The organism is Dysgonomonas mossii DSM 22836, from assembly GCF_000213575.1.
Taxonomy (GTDB): domain Bacteria; phylum Bacteroidota; class Bacteroidia; order Bacteroidales; family Dysgonomonadaceae; genus Dysgonomonas; species Dysgonomonas mossii.
On record NZ_GL892004.1, the window covers coordinates 789,347 to 811,069 of the forward strand.

23 protein-coding genes are annotated in these 21,723 nt (G+C 36.9%); 11 read left to right on the top strand and 12 right to left on the bottom strand.

Annotated features, from left to right (window positions below; genetic code table 11):
* Positions 1 to 73 precede the first annotated feature (73 nt).
* Complete coding sequence (locus HMPREF9456_RS03400) at positions 74 to 319, bottom strand: hypothetical protein (protein WP_006842058.1); 246 nt, start codon at positions 317 to 319, stop codon at positions 74 to 76.
* Positions 320 to 1,258: an SPFH domain-containing protein gene (locus tag HMPREF9456_RS03405; RefSeq protein ID WP_006842059.1), complete on the bottom strand. Its 939-nt coding sequence runs from the start codon at positions 1,256 to 1,258 to the stop codon at positions 320 to 322.
* Positions 1,259 to 1,627: 369 nt separating this feature from the next.
* Between HMPREF9456_RS03405 and HMPREF9456_RS03410 the strand changes: the two genes are divergently transcribed.
* Together HMPREF9456_RS03410 and pepE are read left to right on the top strand one after the other, a co-directional pair.
* Positions 1,628 to 2,659 carry an N-acetylmuramoyl-L-alanine amidase family protein gene (locus HMPREF9456_RS03410; protein ID WP_006842060.1) on the top strand — a complete coding sequence of 344 codons (1,032 nt, stop codon included), beginning with the start codon at positions 1,628 to 1,630 and terminating at the stop codon, positions 2,657 to 2,659.
* Positions 2,660 to 2,791: 132 nt separating this feature from the next.
* The gene (gene pepE / locus HMPREF9456_RS03415) at positions 2,792 to 3,502 is read left to right on the top strand and encodes a dipeptidase PepE (protein WP_006842061.1); all 711 of its coding nucleotides are present in this window, start codon (positions 2,792 to 2,794) and stop codon (positions 3,500 to 3,502) included.
* Here the strand turns inward: pepE and HMPREF9456_RS03420 are convergent, their stop codons facing one another.
* Both HMPREF9456_RS03420 and HMPREF9456_RS03425 read right to left on the bottom strand, forming a co-directional pair.
* Positions 3,503 to 4,345: a patatin-like phospholipase family protein gene (locus HMPREF9456_RS03420; protein WP_006842062.1), complete on the bottom strand. Its 843-nt coding sequence runs from the start codon at positions 4,343 to 4,345 to the stop codon at positions 3,503 to 3,505.
* Between the two features lie 113 nt (positions 4,346 to 4,458).
* Positions 4,459 to 4,908, bottom strand: coding sequence for a DUF3836 domain-containing protein (locus HMPREF9456_RS03425; protein ID WP_006842063.1), 450 nt, complete (start codon positions 4,906 to 4,908; stop codon positions 4,459 to 4,461).
* A gap of 349 nt (positions 4,909 to 5,257) precedes the next feature.
* Here HMPREF9456_RS03425 and HMPREF9456_RS03430 point away from each other — a divergent pair, with 349 nt between their 5' ends.
* Positions 5,258 to 5,746, top strand: a complete 489-nt coding sequence (locus HMPREF9456_RS03430) for a DinB family protein (RefSeq protein WP_006842064.1) — start codon at positions 5,258 to 5,260, stop codon at positions 5,744 to 5,746.
* A gap of 78 nt (positions 5,747 to 5,824) precedes the next feature.
* On the opposite strand, the gene proS is transcribed toward HMPREF9456_RS03430, so the two are convergent.
* From proS to HMPREF9456_RS03445, 3 genes are all read right to left on the bottom strand, one after another.
* Entirely contained in the window at positions 5,825 to 7,306 is a 1,482-nt protein-coding gene (gene proS, locus HMPREF9456_RS03435; RefSeq protein ID WP_006842065.1) for a proline--tRNA ligase, read from the bottom strand.
* A 78-nt stretch (positions 7,307 to 7,384) separates the two neighbouring features.
* Entirely contained in the window at positions 7,385 to 7,774 is a 390-nt protein-coding gene (locus HMPREF9456_RS03440; RefSeq protein WP_006842066.1) for a pyridoxamine 5'-phosphate oxidase family protein, read from the bottom strand.
* A gap of 76 nt (positions 7,775 to 7,850) precedes the next feature.
* A complete protein-coding gene (locus HMPREF9456_RS03445; RefSeq protein ID WP_006842067.1) occupies positions 7,851 to 8,423 on the bottom strand; it encodes a Crp/Fnr family transcriptional regulator in 573 nt (190 codons plus the stop codon).
* 99 nt (positions 8,424 to 8,522) lie between these two features.
* Between HMPREF9456_RS03445 and HMPREF9456_RS03450 the strand changes: the two genes are divergently transcribed.
* Positions 8,523 to 9,221 (top strand): YjjG family noncanonical pyrimidine nucleotidase, encoded by a 699-nt coding sequence (locus tag HMPREF9456_RS03450; RefSeq protein ID WP_006842068.1) that lies wholly within the window; start codon positions 8,523 to 8,525, stop codon positions 9,219 to 9,221.
* A gap of 70 nt (positions 9,222 to 9,291) precedes the next feature.
* Here HMPREF9456_RS03450 and HMPREF9456_RS03455 read toward each other — a convergent pair whose 3' ends face one another.
* Both HMPREF9456_RS03455 and HMPREF9456_RS03460 read right to left on the bottom strand, forming a co-directional pair.
* Positions 9,292 to 9,786 (bottom strand): flavodoxin, encoded by a 495-nt coding sequence (locus tag HMPREF9456_RS03455; RefSeq protein ID WP_006842069.1) that lies wholly within the window; start codon positions 9,784 to 9,786, stop codon positions 9,292 to 9,294.
* Between the two features lie 33 nt (positions 9,787 to 9,819).
* On the bottom strand, positions 9,820 to 11,115 hold the full coding sequence (locus tag HMPREF9456_RS03460; RefSeq protein WP_006842070.1) for an MATE family efflux transporter: 1,296 nt from the start codon (positions 11,113 to 11,115) through the stop codon (positions 9,820 to 9,822).
* Between the two features lie 371 nt (positions 11,116 to 11,486).
* Between HMPREF9456_RS03460 and ung the strand changes: the two genes are divergently transcribed.
* Positions 11,487 to 12,149 carry a uracil-DNA glycosylase gene (gene ung / locus HMPREF9456_RS03465; protein WP_006842071.1) on the top strand — a complete coding sequence of 221 codons (663 nt, stop codon included), beginning with the start codon at positions 11,487 to 11,489 and terminating at the stop codon, positions 12,147 to 12,149.
* Positions 12,150 to 12,239: 90 nt separating this feature from the next.
* On the opposite strand, the gene HMPREF9456_RS03470 is transcribed toward ung, so the two are convergent.
* From HMPREF9456_RS03470 to HMPREF9456_RS03480, 3 genes are all read right to left on the bottom strand, one after another.
* Positions 12,240 to 13,268: a peptidoglycan DD-metalloendopeptidase family protein gene (locus tag HMPREF9456_RS03470; protein WP_006842072.1), complete on the bottom strand. Its 1,029-nt coding sequence runs from the start codon at positions 13,266 to 13,268 to the stop codon at positions 12,240 to 12,242.
* Positions 13,269 to 13,277: 9 nt separating this feature from the next.
* A complete protein-coding gene (ndk, locus tag HMPREF9456_RS03475) occupies positions 13,278 to 13,739 on the bottom strand; it encodes a nucleoside-diphosphate kinase (protein WP_006842073.1) in 462 nt (153 codons plus the stop codon).
* Positions 13,740 to 13,983: 244 nt separating this feature from the next.
* Entirely contained in the window at positions 13,984 to 14,358 is a 375-nt protein-coding gene (locus HMPREF9456_RS03480; protein WP_006842074.1) for a DMT family protein, read from the bottom strand.
* Positions 14,359 to 14,472: 114 nt separating this feature from the next.
* On the opposite strand from HMPREF9456_RS03480, the gene fbp reads away from it, so the two are divergent.
* The 6 genes from fbp (at position 14,473) to HMPREF9456_RS03510 (ending at position 21,277) form a co-directional block, all read left to right on the top strand.
* Positions 14,473 to 15,504, top strand: a complete 1,032-nt coding sequence (gene fbp, locus HMPREF9456_RS03485; protein ID WP_006842075.1) for a class 1 fructose-bisphosphatase — start codon at positions 14,473 to 14,475, stop codon at positions 15,502 to 15,504.
* 64 nt (positions 15,505 to 15,568) lie between these two features.
* Entirely contained in the window at positions 15,569 to 16,117 is a 549-nt protein-coding gene (locus HMPREF9456_RS03490; protein WP_006842076.1) for a YcxB family protein, read from the top strand.
* A gap of 144 nt (positions 16,118 to 16,261) precedes the next feature.
* Entirely contained in the window at positions 16,262 to 17,272 is a 1,011-nt protein-coding gene (pta, locus tag HMPREF9456_RS03495) for a phosphate acetyltransferase (RefSeq protein WP_006842077.1), read from the top strand.
* A gap of 109 nt (positions 17,273 to 17,381) precedes the next feature.
* Entirely contained in the window at positions 17,382 to 18,347 is a 966-nt protein-coding gene (locus HMPREF9456_RS03500; RefSeq protein WP_006842078.1) for a 3-hydroxyacyl-CoA dehydrogenase family protein, read from the top strand.
* 4 nt (positions 18,348 to 18,351) lie between these two features.
* Positions 18,352 to 19,551 carry an acetate kinase gene (locus HMPREF9456_RS03505; RefSeq protein ID WP_006842079.1) on the top strand — a complete coding sequence of 400 codons (1,200 nt, stop codon included), beginning with the start codon at positions 18,352 to 18,354 and terminating at the stop codon, positions 19,549 to 19,551.
* Between the two features lie 445 nt (positions 19,552 to 19,996).
* Complete coding sequence (locus tag HMPREF9456_RS03510; RefSeq protein WP_006842080.1) at positions 19,997 to 21,277, top strand: tyrosine-type recombinase/integrase; 1,281 nt, start codon at positions 19,997 to 19,999, stop codon at positions 21,275 to 21,277.
* The last annotated feature ends 446 nt before the right edge of the window (positions 21,278 to 21,723 follow it).

A 21,723-nucleotide genomic window follows, 5' to 3' on the forward strand; every position in this document is an offset into this window, starting at 1 on the left:
TTCTAAGATGTGTTAGTCTTGTTTATAGGTTGGTAGTGAAAATATATCTAACATTAGATACATAACTTAAATTCTATTTTGAATTATCTGTTTTTTTTAAGTTTATACCATCAGTTAATTCTAAAGAAATAAATTCAAATCCACAATATACACATTTTGTAAGTCCATCAGTTTTGGCCCTTCCGGCCCCGCAATTAGGACATAATGTTGTGCTTACTTCAGCCTCGAAATGTTGTGTCTCATTTCCGTATGGCTTTTGCTCAAGTACCTTTTGTTTTATTCTTTGAATAAACGAATTGGCTTTATTTTCGTCTTTCATTTACAGTTGATTCAATAGTTCTGCTTTTTTTGCTTTAAATTCATCTTCATCGATTAATTCCGCATCAAAAAGATCTTTCAATTTCTTTAATTTAGCTGCAATATTGTTGTTTTCTTGAGTATTTTGGTTCATTTGTCCCATTATTGCACCTAACATTGCTGCTGTTTTAGTCCCTTCATTTACTGCAGTGTCTTGTTGTATTATAGCAGAAGCGGTATTGAATTTCTGAAAACGATCTATATCTCCAATCATATTCATATTAGTAACAATATCATAATGCTTAAGTACATCATCCGGCAGAGTGACACTAGATACTTGAAATTTAGTAAGTGCTAATCCTAATTCATCAAATAGAGGTTGTATTAGAGGTCGTATTTTATTGCTTAATTCTGTAATATTTCCTGCAACATCCATAATGCTGTATCCATTCTTGACTAGTATTTCTCCGAATGCAGGAGCAATGAAGTCTCGTAATTGCCGCTCCAGTTCAAATACAGTTAGCTGATGATAAGTTCCGGCGTATTGACGGAAAAACTTTGCTACATCTGATATCTGGATATTATATGTTCCGAAAGCTCTGACTCTGACTTGTCCAAATTGAGAATCGGGCATTATAATAGGCATTGGAGTCCCCCATTTTAAATTGATAAACTGATGCATATTGAAAAAGTATATATCAACTTTGAATGGACTGTTAAATCCATACTTCCAGCTTTTTAGACTAGTGATTATGGGTATGTTTTCTGTGGTAAGATTATACATTCCAGGTGAGAAAATATCACCTAGCTGACCTTCATTGAGAATCATTACATGTTGACTTTCTCGTACTGTAAGAGCCGCACCGTTTTTTATTTCTTGTCCTGCGTCTTGAAACTTCCACATTAATAAGTTTGGGTCAGGAGTAAGGGATTCGATAATTTCAATATAAGGGATCTTCATCTTTTATAGCTTTTTTAGTAAACCAAAGGGAATAATAGTAGATTAAATAATTTAAGGAATATGTCAATACGAAACCTTATTTTATAGGTTTGCTATTTGTCTTCTCCTTTGAGATCTATTTTAAACTACTCACTCTTATTTCTTAATGTAGCTTTTAGTGAGTAAATTTATTATTGTTCATTTTTTAGTAGATAGCAATGAACAAGATTTGTTAGTTTTATTTGTTTTGTACATTTGAGTTTTGCTTCAATATGAGTTACACTCCAAAGTTATAACAAAATCCTCATTCGACCCAATCTTTGGTGAAATCTTAGTATCTTTACCATCTGCAAAATTTCTCACTGCCGTTCCGGCTAAGTTTAGTGACATATGAAATATATTCGACTTATAATCTTTTCGATATTTATAATATCCAGTATCTCTGTTTATTCTCAAAGTGAAAAAGATACACCTCGTAATGGTGAAGGTATCCTCGCTTTCCTGAGAAGAAATAAACGTACAGGAGCAGAGAATCTTAATATGTTTTTGGAATTGAATAAAGGAAAGTTTGGTAAAGGAGATTCCTTGTTGAAGGATGTTTCGTATATATTACCTGACACAGATAAAGATGATACGAAAAAAGCAAAGGACGAAGTTTTTGATTCTAATCAAAAGGGTAAAAAAACGGAGAATAAGCTTTTTGGAGAAAAATATGCGGAGTATACTATTAAATCAGATAAGCTAAAAGGTGCTTGTTTCTTCTTATCCAGCGGACATGGAGGTCCTGATCCCGGAGCTATGGCAGAGGTAGACGGGTATGAGCTTTGCGAAGATGAGTATGCTTATGATATAACACTCAGACTGGCACGTAACTTAATGGAAGAAGGTGCTACAGTCTATATGATTATTCAAGATGCAGAGGATGGCATAAGGGATGATCGTTATTTGTCGAACAGCAAGCGTGAAACTTGTATGGGTGCTACTATTCCTTTGAACCAGATTGCCCGATTGAAGCAACGAACAGATAAAATTAACAGCTTGAATAAGCGTTCGAAAGCAAAATATAAAAGATCTGTTTTTATTCATTTGGATAGCAGAAGTCAGAAAAAACAATTAGATGTATTCTTTTATTACTCAAAGAATAGTACTGTGGGTAAAAAACTAGCGAATACAATGCGTGAAACCTTCAGCGATCATTATGACAAGCATCAGCCGGATAGAGGTTTTACCGGCACAGTAAGTACACGAACCTTATACGTTCTTGATAAAACTTTACCTGTGGGTATTTACGCTGAGCTTGGTAATATCCAGAATAGTTTTGATCAACGTCGCTTTTTACAATCAGATAACAGGCAAGCTTTAGCCAATTGGATGTGTAGAGGTTTCATCAAAGATTATGAAAACTCGAAGAAAGGAAAGTAGAAAATAGACATTTTAATGCTTTTTAGCTTATCCACTTGAATATTCAGAGCTACAATACAACAGATGAAGAAAGCCACCATTGTCGGTTATCATAAAAACTAATATATTTGTATAAATACAAAAAAGTCCATTATGAGATTATTACTTATCAGCAATTCAACGAATCCGGGAGAGGCATATTTAGACTATCCGAAGTATAACATTAAAGAGTTTTTAGGAGAAAAACCTATAGAAGCACTATTTATTCCTTATGCTGCGGTTACTTTTTCCTACGATGAGTATGAGAAGAAAGTCAATGAGCGTTTCAAAGAAATAGGACATAGTGTTGTTAGTATTCATCACTACGACGATCCTGTAAAGGCAGTTGAAGAAGCAGAGGCTATTGTAGTAGGAGGCGGTAATACATGGAAGCTTGTCCGCATGCTGCGTGATAATAAGATTATAGAGCTTATCAGTAAAAGAGTAAAACAAGGAGTTCCATATATAGGATGGAGTGCCGGTTCAAATGTGGCTTGCCCTACATTGCGAACAACAAACGATATGCCGATCATCGACCCAAAAGGCTTTGATGTGGCAAACCTAGTCCCTTTTCAAATAAACCCGCATTATCTGGATACACATCCCGAAAATCATGGAGGCGAAACACGTGAAGATCGTATCAGGGAGTTTATTACAGAAAATCAGGATATATATGTTGTAGGACTTCGAGAAGGCTCTATGCTGAATCTCGAAGGCGATGACTTGAAGCTTATCGGTAAAAAGACTGCACGTATATTCAAATATGGCGAAGAGCCAAGAGAATTAAAAATAGGTGATGATTTCAGCTTTCTACTAAAGAAGTGATTAAAGATTCATCTTCTCAATAGACATACCACACTCATAGCCCTCTTTGTAGAGAGCTGTGAGTTTGTTTACATCTTTTTCTATACGGTCTACAATGATCGGTTTTTGAGGTCTGATAACAAATACAGATCCTTCCTCCTCAAGCTTGTCTATTAAATCCAATTGAGAGTTATAGAGACTATTCCTGTTGCTTAAAGCCTCACGCATAGCCGGATATTTCCGGTAAATGAAAGATGGCATTTTTATATCCTTGCTTTCTTTTCTGTATCCCTTGTTGCGTGTAAGGATGACTATGTTTTTTTTATAACCCTGATCTATTGCCCTGTTTACAGGTATTGAGTCGCAGATGCCTCCGTCAAGCATCGGGATATCGTCTACATACGCTATAGGACACATAATAGGTAAGCTACTGGATGCTTTTACAATATCTATAACCCTTTCTTTATTCGATTTTTCTTCCAAATATTCTGCTTCTCCTGTAAGGCAATTGGACGTTACCATCTCAAATCGTGATGGAGAGGAGAAGTAAGTCTGATAATCGTAGGGTATGATATTTTCAGGAAACTCATGGAACAGTAAATCGAAATCCATGATATTTCGTTTTTTTATATAGTGTTTAAGCCCTATATATTTATACTTAGCCAGAAGGTCTATATTACTATATTTAGCTCTTCCTTGTTGTTTAGAGATAAAAGAAAGCCCATTACAAGCTCCGGCAGATACACCTATTGCATAAGGGAACTCAATATTTCGACTCATAAAATAATCCAAAACTCCACAGGTGAAAACACCACGCATACCTCCTCCTTCGAGTACTAAGCCTATATCTGATGTATTGATCATCTTCGTTTTTTATACTTATTGGGGGCTAAAGGTAGCAATTTTTACAATAAAAAAAGTTCTGCTCTTTATCGCAAGGAACAGAACTCGAAAAGTAGTAATTCTAAAAATGTGGCTTATTTATTAGCAATAAGACCACTGGAATTATTGTTTACTTGAACTTGCTTAACTGTTAATAGCTTTCCGCTCGCATCATCATATACGTGTATCAAATGCTGCGATTTGGTAGACCATGTTGCCATATTTTTATCCCACTTGGTGAAAATAAGATTGGCCACTTTGCTTCCATCCGAATTATATTCATATACATATTTTTGAGTTCCAATCCATCCTTGTGAACTCCATTTGTAATATGTTCTTTCCTTCAGATTGTTTTTTGTATCGTAGACAAACACAGCTTTTTTCAAAGCTTCTAATGAAGTGCCGTCTACTGTTGTATATTCTTTTGTGCAACCGTATTTAGTGGTTTCAATATTGCTATATACTTTGTTTTTTGAATTTCCTGCATATATATTAGAGAATGAAAATAGCGTTGCCAAAACTGTTGTTAAAAATATTGCTTTCATGTCGGTATCTTTTAAATTGTTACCTTGTTAATAGATCGAATTTTTGTTTTTAAAAGCGCTTTCTATATATATGACGTTGTCAACTATCGAATAGTTACAAAAATATTGGATTATTTTTAGTACTATGTTATGCATAGAAGTGTGTTTTGTGTATATGTATTTGTAAATTAGTCGTTTATTGCTGGTGTTAATTAAGGTTAATGGTTGGCCGTTTGTTCTTCTATAGCCAGATTTTTTATGATATAATTAATAAAATACTTTTCAGTAAGGTGAAAGAACTTATCTTTACATCGTTTTCTGCTTACAGATAATATAGAATTTTATTTATTATCCTTAATGAATTAAAGAAATGGAAAAAATTGATTTTTATCAGGTTATAGATGGTATTAAGCAAGTCATTAATACCGAAGAGCAATTCCTACTATCATTGTCAGAAGAACTGATAACCACGAAAGTAAATAAGCAGAACAGAAATATAAAACAGATACTTGGACACTTGGTAGATTCAGCGTCTAATAATATACATCGTATTATCCATTTGCAAAACCAGCCCAGTCCGTTGATTTTCCCCGATTATGCTAACCTGGGAAATAATGACAGATGGATAGCTATCCAGGATTATCAGACAGAGAATTGGGAGGACTTGGTTCAATTGTGGAAATATTCAAACCTCCACATAATGCATATTATCAAACATGTAGATGCTGATAAGCTCACTAATGAATGGATTACAGCCCTTGGAGATAGAGTCTCTCTAAAAGAGATGATTATAAATTACCTGCCTCATTTACATTTGCATATAAATGAGATTCATGAGCTGCATGCCAGTAATGCTTAAGACATACTCTTCAAAAATAAATAGAGGATTTGGAAACCCCAAATCCTCTATTCTATTATAAGTTGTTACTTTCCTCAATTAATAAGCTCTGGCGAATATTACTCGTTGAGCAGATGGTTTTCCTGTAACCATACATTTGCCCGGAGTTTTATCCCCTTCAAGAGGTATACAGCGTATTGTTGCTTTGGTTTCAGCTTTCACTTTCTCCTCAGTTTCGGCGGTGCCATCCCAATGAGCAAGAATAAATACCCCTTCTTCTATCTTTTCTTTAAACTCTTCGTATGTCTCTACAGTGATTGTTTGCTTAGCTCTGAAATCGAACGCTTTTTTGTAGATGTTAGCCTGAATATCATCCAATAGATTCTTGATATACATATCCAGTCCATCGCATGATACAGTCTCTTTAGTCAGCGTGTCGCGGCGAGCAACTTCTACTGTGTTATTCTCCATATCGCGAGCACCCATAGCCAAACGTACAGGGACACCTTTCAATTCATATTCTGAGAATTTCCATCCCGGTTTTCTGTTGTCTGCATTATCATATTTAACACTGATGCCAAGAGCTTTCAATGATTTTACAATGCCATCTACCTTCTCGTTGATCAAGGCCAATTGCTCTGCTCCTTTATATATAGGAACAATAACAACTTGGAACGGAGCCAGTTTTGGAGGAAGCACAAGCCCATTGTCATCCGAGTGTGCCATTATCAGAGCTCCGATAAGGCGGGTAGATACTCCCCATGAAGTAGCCCATACGTAATCCATCTTACCCTCTTTATCCGCAAATTTCACATCAAATGCCTTTGCGAAATTCTGTCCAAGGAAGTGAGATGTTCCCGATTGAAGTGCTTTTCCATCCTGCATCATGGCTTCTATTGTATATGTATCTACAGCTCCGGCAAATCGTTCAGATGCTGATTTTACACCTTTAATTACAGGCACAGCCATATACTCTTCAGCAAACTGAGCATACACGTTCAACATTTTTTCTGCTTCTTCTACAGCTTCTTCTTTTGTGGCATGAGCAGTATGCCCTTCTTGCCACAAGAATTCTGCGGTACGCAGGAATAAACGTGTACGCATCTCCCAACGTACAACATTTGCCCATTGATTTACCAAGATAGGCAGATCTCTATATGATTGTATCCAATTACGGTACGTATTCCAGATAATCGTTTCGGAAGTTGGACGAACAATAAGTTCTTCTTCCAATTTTGCATCAGGGTCAACTATTACTCCTTTTCCGTCAGGATCATTTTTTAGACGGTAGTGAGTTACAACAGCACATTCTTTAGCAAAACCTTCAACATGATCAGCCTCTTTACTCAAAAATGATTTGGGGATGAAAAGCGGGAAATAAGCATTCATGTGTCCTGTTTCTTTGAACATATCGTCTAATTGACGTTGCATTTTTTCCCAAATCGCATAGCCGTATGGCTTTATCACCATACATCCGCGTACAGCAGAGTTTTCTGCCAAATCTGCTTTTAATACCAAATCGAGATACCACTGACTGTAATCTTGACTTCGAGATGTCAGTTCTTTAAGTTCTTTTGCCATATTATTGAATTCTGTTTTTCCAAAATTGCTACAAAGTTAGTAAAAGCCCTTAATTAAATGATATTTGATTTGTATTTCTTATAGGGTTTGTTTTATAGAAGTCACCGTAACTTCCAATACCCTGCTCAGAAATGAGTATTTTTCTTTCATATAGTCATATTCCTCTCCCGAAGTAATATATCTCGCCGTTCCTTCTATATAGAAGCCTGTTCCCTGATAGTCTTTATAGCCTAAAACATCTCTACTGCCCAATGTAAGTTTTACTTTGTTGTTTACTTCTACGTTTCTTTGTGTTTTACGCAAACCATAGGCAGGGATGAGAATGCGTTCATCCTCTGTGACTTCCAGATATGAATTCCATGTATTAGCTATATGCGGTTCTTCCTTTCCCCACGATACGATTGATACTACGCCTTCGTTTTCGATTACTTTATGAAATTTCTCTGTAAGTTTCTTTGAAGCATTCATTGTTTTCTATTTTTTATTCAGGCGTAAAATTACAACTCATCGGATAGGCAAATCTTAAGCTGGTTTAAGAAATAACTTAAGGGTTCTTTTTCCTAATCTCACTCAGATATTCCGGCGTAAGTCCTAAGAACGAAGCCAGCATATATTGAGGAACACGTTGAACAAACTCGGGGAAAGATGTCTTAAAGTGTTTATATATACCTTCTTTCGAAAGTTCATAGAGTAGCTTCATTCTAAATTGCGAAGCAGCAAGTGCTCTTTCTGTGACTAACCTGAAGTATCGCTCTAAAGAGGGCAACTCTAAAATCATTTTTTGAAAATCGTGAAAACCAATAGAAAACACGCTCGAATTTTCTATCGCTTGTATATAATATTCGGATGGCTTTTGGTTAGAAAGGCTCATATAATCCGTCATCCACCAACCCTCTAGCGCAAACTGAATTGTTTGCTCCGTTCCTTTGTCGTTGTGGAAGAACATCCGCATGCAGCCTGTTTCAACAAAGTAATAAGCTTTGCAGACTTGTCCCTCTTCTAATACAAATTGTTTGTTTTTTAGATCAAGGAGGGTTATATATTGAGCTAATATTTCAATATCAGAGTCGCCGAAATGAATATAATTGCGGATATGGCTGATTAGTTTACTATACATCGCTTGTTATTTAATAAAGACTCTAAAGTAATATAAAAAAGACGGAGTTTGTCCTTATCTATATTTTGTATCTTTGCCATCTACTAATATAAGATAATTATGAAATCAAAATATACAGATATTCTTCTCGACTTGGATGATACGCTTATAGATACTGTAGAGAATACCCGACAGACTTTAGTAGAGCTATATGATGATTATAACTTTGGAAACTACTTTCCGTCTTTCGACGATTTTTATACAATATATTATGCCAATGTCAGCCAGCTTTGGGAGATGTATGGGCAAGGTAAAATATCTAAAGCCACTTTGCAAAGAGAACGTTTTATTGCTCCTCTTTCTTTGGTAGAGGATATATCGGAAGAAAAGGCACTTGCTATTAATGATGATTATATAGAGCGGATAATGCAAAAAAAGACCCTTATTGATGGTGCTGTCGATTTACTGGACTATCTGAAGTCGAAATACAAGATACATATCCTTTCCAATGGCTTTACCGAGATGCAATATATCAAAATGGATAATGCCGGACTAACAGGCTATTTCGATAAGGTGATACTCTCCGATGCTGTAGGGGTGAATAAACCTCATCCGCATTTGTTCGATTATGCTCTGAAAGAAGCAGGGGCAGAGAGAGACTCTACAATCATGATAGGGGATAATCTATTCACCGATATCGGCGGTGCATACAATAGTGGTATCGATCAGATTTGGTATAACCCCGGAGGTAAGCCTGTCGGAGATTTTCAGCCCACTTATGTTGTCGATAAGTTGTCAGCAATAAAGAATATCCTTTAGGAAAAGTAAAGAGCCGGTTGGGGGATACCAACCGACTCTTTATATACATCACTAAATAAAGATATATTTATTAAAAATACTTTTTTAAATCTTCAAGCCAGTCTGCTACACGCTTCTCTGTCTCATTGTATTCATTATCTTCATCCAAAGCCAGACCAACGAATTGCCCGTTTACAACAGCATCAGACTCGTCGAATGTATATCCGTCTGTTGGAACAAAGCCTACGATTTCTACTTTTCCTTTCAGAGCCTTGTACATCGTATACATACCTCCGGCAAAGCTGGTAGAGAAAGATGCGCTGTCGCCTAATCCAAAGATGGCTACTTTCTTATTTGTAAAGTCCATTTTCTCAAATTTCGGCAAAAAAGCTTCCCAGTCATCCTGTAAGTCACCAATACCTGTTGTAGATGCACCTAAAATAAAAAAATCATATGATTGCAAGTCGTCGACACTAACACCATCGGCATTAAAAAGTGTAGCATCGCCGAGTGCTGCCTGTATTTTTTCCGCTACCGCTTCTGTGGCTCCGGTAGACGAGCCATAAACTATTGCAATTTTACTCATAACTAGTTAAGATGTTTATTAATTGATTATCAATTATCTGGAATCATTCAAAATAGAGGGTGCCATTAAGCTTTGGATGATACCCCTAAGTCCCAGATACACTATAAACGCCAACCATAGGATATTGTTCGCAGAAGCGTCGGAAAACATAAAATATATAAGGAAAAAAGCACCCACCGCTATCAGCATAGAATTCCTCATTTGGTGCGATGCTGTAGCCCCAACAAAGACCCCATCCCAAAGAAAAGCAGAGAATCCTGCAATAGGGATAAGCAAAACCCAAGACTGATAGCTTTTACTTAACTCTAATATATTTTTTTTATCAGTGATCAATGCCAGTATATAATCCATACCGGTGGCATAAATAAGCGTAAACAGTATAGCGATAACAGTTCCCCATACAAAGAGACGCTTCACGAGCCGTTTTAGTAAATGCCTATTGTTTTCTCCGATATACTTTCCCGTTAAGGCCTCGGCTGCATAGGCAAAACCATCCATCATATACGAAAAGAGGATAAACATTTGCATCAACAAGGCATTAACAGCAAGGATATCTTTTCCCGATTTGGACGATGCAGACATAAAGAATGTTGTTACTGCAATCAGTGCCATTGTGCGAATGAAGATGTCGCTATTCACTTTAAAGAAGGGAACGTATGCGTGTAAGTTTTTGAGAACAGAGAAGTCAATGTGTTTTTTCAGCCAACCGTATTTCATATTCCAGACAAGTATAAATGATAAGAATCCTGTATACTGTGCACATGCGGAGGCTAGGGCTACGCCTTCTATCTTCATTCCCAATCCGTATACAAAGACAAAGCTTAAAGCTATGTTTACAATGTTTACCGTGATGGCTATAAACATTGGTGTTTTGGCATCTTGCATGCCTATAAACCAACCGTTGAATGTGTACATGCCCAACACAGCGGGTGCAGCCCAGATGTATATATAGAAATATTGGTGAGCAAAAACCTTAACGGTAGGGTCAGCATTGAGTAGAAAGAATCCGGCAAGAGCAATAAAGTATTGTAGTAGAACGATTACAATGCCTGCACTCATCGCAACCGAGAGAGACCTCAGCAGAGTATTGGCTTGTTCTCTATAGTCTTTTGCGCCATAGGCTTGTGCTGTGAAGCCGCTTGTCCCCATGCGAAGAAATGAAAAGCTCCAATAAATAAAATTGAATAGCATTGTGCCCAAAGCAATGGCTCCGATATAATCTTCCGAGTCGAGATGTCCCACAATATACATATCTACCAATCCGAGTAAGGGAACAGTGATATTGGAAATGATGTTTGGTATAGCTAATTGTAATATGCTTCTATTCATTGTCACTTTCCTGATATATTTGTCACTTTTTTTATTTAATTGTTTCTCTATGTATCTGCCTGTAATATAGTATTGTATAATCTTTTCGAGAATGCAAAAGGTGACAAAAGTGACACTTCTTTATGTGTTTTTATCATGTCACTTTTTCTAGCTTTTCAGCATTCAATGGTCTTTTCGTAATCCTGCTAAACCATCTATAATAAGATAAATCTGCGAGCAAAACATATTGAACTTAAAAGGTGTACAAAGGTACTGCTCTTATAAAGAACGTACAAATGTTAAATAAATACATCTTGTATCTTCAAAATGTTGTATCTTTATGCATCTCCAATCTTGAATATTTATAATTATAAATACCGTTTTAAGTACCTATGGATGTAAAAATAGAACAAAGTTGGAAAGACCAGTTGAAAGATGAGTTTGAAAAAGATTATTTCGAAAAGCTTACCGACTTTGTAAGAGTAGAATATAAAACCAAACAAATCTTTCCTCCGGCGAGGCTTATCTTTAATGCTTTTGAGCATACTCCGTTTGATAAAGTAAAAGTTGTTATTTTGGGACAAGATCCATACCATAACGATGGTCAAGCTCATGGGTTGTCTTTTTCCGTACCCGATGGAATACCTGCTCCGCCTTCGCTTGTGAATATATTTAAGGAGATAAACCGAGACTTGGGTATTCCTGTACCCCGATCGGGAAATCTGACCCGTTGGGCAAATCAGGGTGTATTGCTGCTCAACGCTACACTGACTGTTCAGGCACATATGGCAGGCTCGCATCAGAAAAAAGGATGGGAAGCATTTACCGATGCAGCCATACATCGCTTAGCCGAAAAAAGAGAGAATTTGGTCTTTATCCTTTGGGGAGCATACGCTCAAAAGAAGGCCTCATTTATAGACCCTAACAAGCACTTGGTGCTAAGGTCAGTACATCCTTCACCTCTTTCGGCTTATAATGGATTTTTTGGCAATAGTCATTTCAGTATGGCGAATAAGTATTTGCAATCGAAAGGCATTGCACCAATCGAATGGTAGAGTATAACAGATATTGATATAAAAAGATCAAATAAAAATGGCGGCAATATATTATTGAAGCCATTTTTTATATATGCTTGATTTATTTGCTTATGAAACTCTTAATGATTTTCCGGCTCTTAGTGTAGCTCTTGAAGTAATGTTGTTCAACTTACAGAGTTTACTGATTGTTGTACCATGCATCCTTGCAATTTTACCCAGTGTGTCACCTTTTGCTATTCGGTGGTACTTCACAGAACCCGTTGCGTATTTATTTTTCACATCGTTGCTTGATCTTGTAGTAGAGGATGAAGCAAGATTTCTAACGTCTACACCTTTGCTGCTTTTTCTGTAGCTGTTTGGTGTTACTGTATAGGTGTCTTTGTGGCAAACCTTGTTGTCGAAATCAACAATGTATATAGGGTTTATCGGATTGCCTAAAAAGCGGATTTCGAAATGTAAGTGAGAACCTGTCGAACGTCCTGTGTTTCCTCCTAAAGCGATCGGGTCTCCCGATTTTACAACTTGGTCTTCTTCTACTAAGAATCTGGATAAGTGTCCGTAAACAGTTTCCAATCCATTTGGATGGCGCAAGGCTAAGTAATATCCATATCCTCGTCTTTCGTATTGTTTTACACGTACTTTTCCGTCGAAGGCTGCATAAATCGTATCACCTACCTGTACTTTAAGGTCTATTCCGTAATGCATACGGCGGCGGCGAGGTCCGAAATTAGAGGTAACATATCCCATGGTTGGCATTGTGAAATTTGCCAGGCTCACCTTGAATGTATCTGGAATATTCTCTATAGAACGGTATGCGTTCACATAACGATTATTCCATATACCTCCGTAAAGATCTTCTGCTGGGATTTCATTTTCTCCAAGGATGCGTTCTTCTTGAATTTCTTTAAGTATAGAAAGGTCTCTTTTTATTTTAATTCCATCTGCATATAGATTGGAATTTGGGGTCTGTCTGCTGTGTCGTTGCTTGTACTTTAGTTCTACTCTGTCTGGTGAGGCTTCTTCTGTTATTTTCTTCTGGGCGAAGCCTGTCATTGGGATGAAAAATACTGCCACTAGTGGCAATAATCTGATTCGCTTGAAGCCTTTTGTTAAAATGTTACTGCTTATTCCTGTCATAAATATAAATTAAATCTCGTCACCTGCATATAAGTTAGCTAGTGTGGATTGTTTATAATCAAAAATCTCGTTGTCGTTAAAAAAGCGTTTTAGTTCTGTCTTAGCAGATTCGGACGAATCTGAAGCATGCACAATATTCTCCTGAGAACTAACCGAAAAATCTCCTCTAATAGTTCCCGGAGCAGCTTCCCTGCCATTGGTTACTCCAATCAGAGAGCGTACAACTTTCGTTGCATTCCTCCCCTCCCAACATTGAAGGATAACCGGGCATACCTGCATGGAGTCTTTTACACGTTGGAAAAATGGTCTGTCTTTTAAGTGTGAGTAATGCTCACTGAGGATAGCATCAGTCAACTGTACCATTTTCATTCCTGCTAGACGTAAACCCTTCTTTTCGAAACGAGAGATAACCTCTCCTATCAGTGCTCTTTGAACACAAGAAGGCTTTAGAATAACGAGGGTTTTTTCCATGTGTGTACCTAAAAATAAATAGAATTTATATGATATAGAGGCCAAATATAAAACATATTTCAATTTGTAACAACCCCGTAACCTGCGAAGAGGTAGATTTTAACAGTATTTACGCTATGTTTAAGAACATATTTTGTTTGGAATCTCTCTAAACAAAAGCGGTGTTACGCCCTATGGGAGGTGTAGTGCGTTTAACTAAATATAACTAATTTGTAAAGTGTTTCTCGAAAGAGGAGTATTGTCTCTATTTTTTAAATATCAGATATACAGCAGCAATAAGAAAGACAAAAGCTAATAAATGGTTCCATCTGAAAGTCTCAGTCTTGAATGCCAGTGTACTGAACAATACAAAAACGGTGAGGGTGATAACCTCTTGGATGATTTTTAGCTGCATCAGAGTGAAAGGGCCTCCATTTCCCTGAAATCCGATTCTGTTTGCCGGAACCTGAAAGCAATATTCAAAAAAAGCGATTCCCCAGCTGAAAAGTATAACACCAAACAATGGAAGCGCTTCGAACCACGAATATTCTTTCATCTTTAGATGCCCATACCAAGCAAAAGTCATAAATATATTAGAAAATATCAATAATATTATTGTATATACACCGGATAAGTTCATTCTTTATAGATTAAAAATTTCGCAGCAAAAGTAAATATTTTTTGGAACTTTTGTTCTGAATTATTTCTTACCTTTGAAATATCCATAAAAAACAACACAATAATAATTAGCACTATGAAAAATATTGCAAGAAAAACACTAGATGAATTTATCATCGAGAGACAGGAAGATTTCAAATATTCGAGAGGAGAGCTTTCTCGCCTGTTAAACTCAATTCTTCTCGCCGCCAGGGTCGTTAGTTACAAAGTAAATAAAGCCGGCCTGGTAGATATCTTGGGAGCAGTAGGCACTACAAATGTGCAAGGCGAGGATCAGAAGAAATTGGATGTATATGCCAATAATGTTTTTATACAAACACTTATCAACAGGGAAATAGTCTGTGGCATTGCTTCGGAAGAAAATGATAATTTTATTACAATTGAAGGGCTTGATGAAGGGCACAACAACAAATATGTAGTGTTGATGGATCCGCTTGACGGCTCGTCTAATATTGAGGTAAATGTATCGGTAGGAACTATTTTCTCTATATACCGTCGCATTTCTCCGATAGGTTCACCTGTTACGATGGAAGACTTTTTGCAGCCGGGAGTTAATCAGGTGGCAGCAGGGTATATTATATATGGTACGTCTACCATGATTGTTTATACTACGGGTAGAGGAGTGAATGGTTTTACGCTAAATCCTGCGATCGGAAGCTTTTATCTGTCGCATTCCAATATGAGATGCCCCAAAAATGCGAATATATATTCTGTAAACGAAGGCAACTACGTTCATTTTCCGCAAGGCGTGAAAGATTATATAAAATACTGTCAGGAAGAAAAAGAAGATCGCCCTTATACTGCCCGATATATAGGTAGCTTGGTGTCGGATTGCCATCGCAATCTTATTACTGGCGGTATCTATTTCTATCCGTCCACACACAAAGCGCCTAAGGGCAAGCTACGGTTGTTGTACGAATGCAATCCGATGGCGTTTATTACAGAGCAAGCCGGCGGAGCTGCTATAGACGGGCATAATCGAATATTGGAGATTCAGCCGCAGGAGTTACACCAGCGAGTGCCGTTTTATTGTGGAAGCTTGAATATGGTGAAAAAACTAAAAGACTTTATAGAAAGAGCTGAAGAAAAAGAAAAAAAAGATAAATAAAATAAAAGCTCTCATGGTTAACGCTATGAGAGCCTTTGTTTTTGACTAACTTTGTCTCTCGAATATGGAGCTTAGTTATACATTGTCTACAAATGACTATTTAGAGTTGCAACTTTATAATTTGTCTCACAACAGCGGTTATAAAAAGCAGCGGAAATGGGACCGTTATCGGTTGCCGGGGTTATCTCTTTTGTTTGGTGCTATCCTGTTGTTTGACGGGATGAACGATATTCTGGCTTATGTCTTTATCGCATCATCACTTTTGTTTTTTATGTTTTATCAACGCTGGTCGGCGTGGATGTATAAGCGTATGAGTAAGCGGAAGGTAATAGAGAGTATGAAAGGAGAATCTCTCTACGAAATAAAACTTTTGCTGGGGAATGATGTTATAGAAGTCGACAGTAAACGAGGTCATAATTTTTTTAATGTGCATGATATAAAATCGATCATCGAAATAGAGCGATATTTTTATCTGATGATGAATCAATATGTTTATATCATTATTCCCAAAGATCAGATTGTTGACAAGGAACAACTGGCAGGTATTTTCGAAGGATATAGGAATACTAAGGGTATTCCACTTATACACGAATTGGAGTGGGAATGGAAGTAAATATTTTTTAGCTTATTTCACATTAGGCGAGATGTTTCTTGCTTGAAATGTAAAGTAGAGATTGCAAATTTTATTATATTTGCTCGATTTTATAAAAAGGGTTCGTCCTGACTTCGTATTGGATAAAAACAATCATTATATATTATGGATTTAATTAAAGAGATAGTAGAAAGAGCAAAAGCGAACAAACAACGTATCGTATTGCCGGAAGGAACAGAAGAAAGGACTATAAAAGCAGCAGATCAGTTGCTTGGTGATGGTGTTGCCGACATTATCCTTATAGGAAATGTAAAGGAAGTAAAAGAATTGGCAGCCGGTCTTAATCTGAAAAATATAGATAAAGCGACCATTCTTGATCCGAAAGATTATGAGAAGAAAGAGGTTTATACAAATCTTCTTTTTGAGTTGAGGAAATCGAAAGGTTTAACTATCGAACAGGCAGCAAAACTTGCCGAAAATCCGCTATATATTGGTTGCCTTATGATCAAAAACGGAGACGCCGACGGCGAAATTGCCGGAGCCGAGAATACAACAGGAGATGTGCTTCGCCCTGCATTGCAAATTATAAAAACAGCACCCGGAATCAGTGTGGTATCAGGTGCTTTTTTAATGTTTACTACTCAGAAACAATATGGCAAAGACGGACTGTTGCTTTTTGCAGACTGTGCCGTTACTCCCGATCCTACAGCATCTCAGCTCGCCGAAATAGCTGTTGCTACAGGTCAAACTGCTCGTGCTTTGGTTGGAGAAGAACCACAGGTTGCAATTCTAAGTTTCTCGACAAAAGGAAGTGCTAAAAGCCCGTTAGTAGATAAGGTGATTGAAGCCACACAACTGGCTCAAAAGATTGACCCTACAATGAAGATCGATGGCGAATTGCAAGCCGATGCGGCTCTTGTACCTGCAGTAGGTAAGCAAAAAGCTCCCGAGAGTGCTGTTGCCGGACATGCAAATGTACTGGTGTTCCCTTCGTTAGAGGTAGGAAATATAGCTTACAAACTAGTGCAACGTTTGGGCAATGCCGAGGCTGTAGGTCCTATCCTGCAAGGAATGGCTGCACCGGTAAATGACTTGTCGCGAGGTTGCTCGGTAAGTGATATATATAATATGGTGGCTATTGCCGCTAACCAGGCTATTGCCGCAAAGAAAAAGTAAAATAGTTATAAATAGCTTTGAGAAATAAAAGGTTGGTACGAACAATCATTCGATTCGTTTTCCAGATCTACTCATAGTTTATAACTCTAAATTTATAATTAAAATATTTATGGCAGAAATCATAGAACCTATTGAGGAGTATGGGTTAAGCTCAAAAAATAAGAAGAGGTCTCTTTTCTCTAAGATCGGGGTTGTAGGCTGCGGTCGTGATGGACGACATATTGTAAGCCTCACAGCACTATCGGGTATCGAGGTTACTTTTGTTGAAGTGTCGGAAGATAGGATACAATTGGCTTTGAAAGATATAGAGCACGGACTGGATACAAAAATAGAGAACTGGGGATTGACTCAAGGGGAAAAGCGTTCTACCATGGGACGTATCAAAGGAACCCTTGATTATCAGGATCTTCAAGATTGCGATTTCGTGATCGAATGTATCCGTTACGATGTGGATGGAGGACGTAGCACTGATTTGAGGAAAGAAGTTTTCCGCAATCTGGAACAAGTTTTATCGCCGGATGCTATTATCGCAACAAATGCAACTACAGTTATCATCAGTGAATTGGCTGCAGATCTGAAGTATAAAGCTCGTTGTATCAGTCTGCATTTTCCTGTCTCACATACAGACGCTCGTTTGTTAGAGATTGTAAGAGGAACATTTACATCCGAAGAGGCAGTGCGCAAGGTGTATCACTTTGCTCACATGATCAAGCATACAGCTATACAGGTGCACGAAAGTAGCGGGCTTGTAAGTTTTCGTATGATGATAACAATGTTGAATGAAGCATGTCAGATATGGATGGAGAATGTAGCTTCTATAGAAGATATAGATAAAGAGTTTACAATCATCTTCGGACAACGGTTTGGTATTTTCCAACTGGCAGACATCTTAGGTATCGAAAAGCTGGTGATGCTAATGGAAGATATGTTTGACGAGTATGGCGATAAAAAGTATAAGGCTAGTCCGGTACTGTGGAAGTTGTTCAGATCAAAGCAACTTGGTGTATCTACCAAACGAGGCTTTTATATTTACGATGATGCAGGGAAAATAATAGGACCAAACGATTTAATTTAAAGACATGAAGATATTAGTATTGAACTGTGGAAGTTCTTCTATAAAATATAAGCTTTTCGATATGGAAAGCAAGGCTGTGGTTGCACAGGGAGGAGTCGAAAAAATCGGTTTGAAAGGTTCTTTCCTTAAGTTTCCGCTACCTAATGGTGATAAGGTCGTTCTTGAAGGTGAAATCCTAGAGCATCAGGCCGGAATAGAATATATATTGGGTGTTTTGACAAGCTCTAAATATGGCGTTTTAGGTTCTTTGGACGAGATAGACGCTGTTGGTCATCGTGTAGTTCACGGTGGTGAAGAGTTTAATAGTAGTGTATTTATTACCGATGAGGTGATAAAGAAAATGGAAGAATGTATAGAGCTTGCTCCACTTCATAATCCACCTAATCTTGCAGGTATCTATGCCGTAAGAGAATTGATGGGAAATATCCCGCAGGTGGGAGTTTTTGATACTGCTTACCATCAGACGATGCCCGCAAAATCATATATGTATGGATTGCCATATTCATTATATGAGAAATACGGTATCAGACGTTATGGCTTTCACGGAACAAGTCACAGATATGTTTCACGCAAAGGATGTGATTTGCTGGGTGTTCCCTACGAAAAACAACGTATTATCACAGCTCATATAGGTAATGGCGGCTCTTTGGCTGCTATCTATGGCGGCAAGTCGGTAGATACATCAATGGGTATGACTCCTGTTGAAGGTCTGTTGATGGGTACTCGTTCGGGCGATGTAGATGCCGGTATTATATCTTTCATTATGGAGAAAGAGAACATCGGTACACAAGCTATTTCTACTCTCGTAAATAAGCACAGTGGGCTGTTAGGTGTATCGGGTGTATCGTCTGATATGCGTGAGTTGCGTGCCGCAATGGATGAGGGTAACGAAAGAGCTATATTGGCTTTCGATATGTTTGTACACCGTATAAAGAAATATGTGGGTGCTTATGCAGCCGTTCTGGGTGGTGTAGATATTCTTATGTTTACGGGTGGTATAGGCGAGAATGCTATTGCTGTTCGCGAACAAGTATGTAAGGATATGGAATATATGGGAATAAAACTTGACGTAGAGAAGAATGCCAAGATACAAGGAGAAGAGGCTGTTGTTAGTGCTCCCGACTCTAAAGTGATCGTTATGGTTGTTCCTACTGATGAAGAATATATGATCGCCTCCGATACAATGGAGATCGTTAATAAATAAGCTTCTATAGTATATTTAGATATGTGAAAAACGGCACAATATTGTGCCGTTTTTCGTTTCTTTATAATACACAAGATTCTTTAACAAATTCATTAACAATTTGTAGTTCACAGTTAAACAAAATTAAACACGGGAAAAATCATAGTCTATTATTTGGAAGATTCCTCAGGGGGATTTACCTTTGTAATGTGTTTTTCATAGTATTAGATTTAAGGTTAACAATGAAGATTGGTTGTCGGGACGACAACCTTTTCTTTTTTATATAGGTTTGAAAATGTTTTGTAAATAATTGATAACTAAAGAATAGTGTAAGTTGATGCAGAAAGTTTAAAACCTATCAAAAAAAAGAAGAAGTGTCAAAAAAGCTACTTTTGTACATGTTTTTGTATACGTTTTTGAATGTAATGCACTACCTTTGCATAAAGGCTTCAAAAGCCAATTAAAGATGAGTTACAGTGTGAAAATCGTAGCTGAAGCATCGAAAAAAGCTACAAAAACGACTGCAAACTTGAAACTGGTTATCTACAAGACTGGTTATAAAAGAGAACCAAAATCCCTCCGGTACTCTGTTGAATTAAAAGATTGGGATAAGAATAAAGAACGATTAAAGAGCTCGAGTACACAAGCAGATGTGCTTAATCTTTATCTGAATGCTACAGAAAAGAAACTCTATGATCAGATTTGTTTATGGGAGATCAATAATATTGATTGGTATCCTAAACAACTAGTATCTATACTAGATCGAAAATCTGAAAAACCTCAGCAAACTAAAGCTGATAAGGTTGTTGTCTTTATTGATAGACAAATAGACTATTACAAATCAAAAGAAAGGATTAAAAATGGAGAGAAAACAACAGGCTCCTCTAATTGGGAAAACTACCAATGGTTAAAGAATTCACTTTTCGAATTTACAAAGGTGAAGTACAAAAAAGATTTTAACTCTTATTGCTTTAAAGATATAAGCGAGAGTTTTATGCACTCTTACAGTATTTATATTCAAGAGAAAGGTTTGAAAAATGGAAATAAGGGAGGGTTAAGGCATAAACTCAAAAATCTGAAAGCTGTATTTAATCTTGCTCAAAAAGAAAAGGTGTCAGATGTTGATGTTTGTGTATTTGATGTAGTGAAAGAACACCTGAAGGCATCTAAAACAACACCCAGAGTTTTGTCAGATGCGGATTTTATTAGAATACGAAATTTTGATAGGTCGAAGTTGTCTAAGAAAGAATGTTTTCACCTCGATTTATTCTTATTTAGCTATTATAGTGGAGGGATGGCAAATGTAGATGTATGCTACTTAAATAAATCTTGTATCAAAGATGATTATATTGAGTATGTGAGACGTAAATGTGATAAAGTAGCTAATCCTATATTTTTACCTAAGATACTTGAGATTATAGATCGATACAAAGAAAAATCTTATGGTAATTATGTTCTGCCTATATTCAATGGAAAACAGCAGACAGAAATACAAAAACATGATAAGGTAGAAAGAATAACTTTAAGCGTGAATAAGACTTTAGCTAAAATATCGTCTCATTTAGGTATAGCTAAAAAAGTAACGTGGTATTATGCCAGAGGGACTTATATAACAAAAGCTATAAATGAGGGGCTCAATGCTTATGAAGTAGCGGATCAGGCTGGGAATAGTGTTAAGATTATTGAGAAGCATTATTATAGGGCTGATAGAAGTGAAATACAAAGAAGAATGATTTCTGCTTTGTAATTTTTAAACTTTTTGTTTAAAAAGGATTATTCTTAATTAATAGAAAGGAATCAATCTCACCTTCTTGACATAGAGATTAAAAGAATAGAATTAGAAAGATGGATTAAACCGTTCATTGAGTATGTCTATCTCGATCCTTTCGAAGCACGCTTTCAGAGTACTAAGGTTATGTACGACTTCAAAGGGGGTATGAAAGCCTTGCTAATTAACTCTTATTCTTTGTATAGAATATGGGGAGGGGGTTGTTAAGTAAAGTATTTAAAAAATACTTTACAGCTACACCTCAAAAGACCAAACTATGTCAAATTAAAAATAAAGCATCTTGTCTATATATTTTAAGTATATGGATAAGATGCTTTACTATTTATAAGTCATTGGTAAATCAATGAAGTCCGAAAAATATTGTCTCTACTTAAAACTTAAGTATATTTGTAAATAAAAAAAAT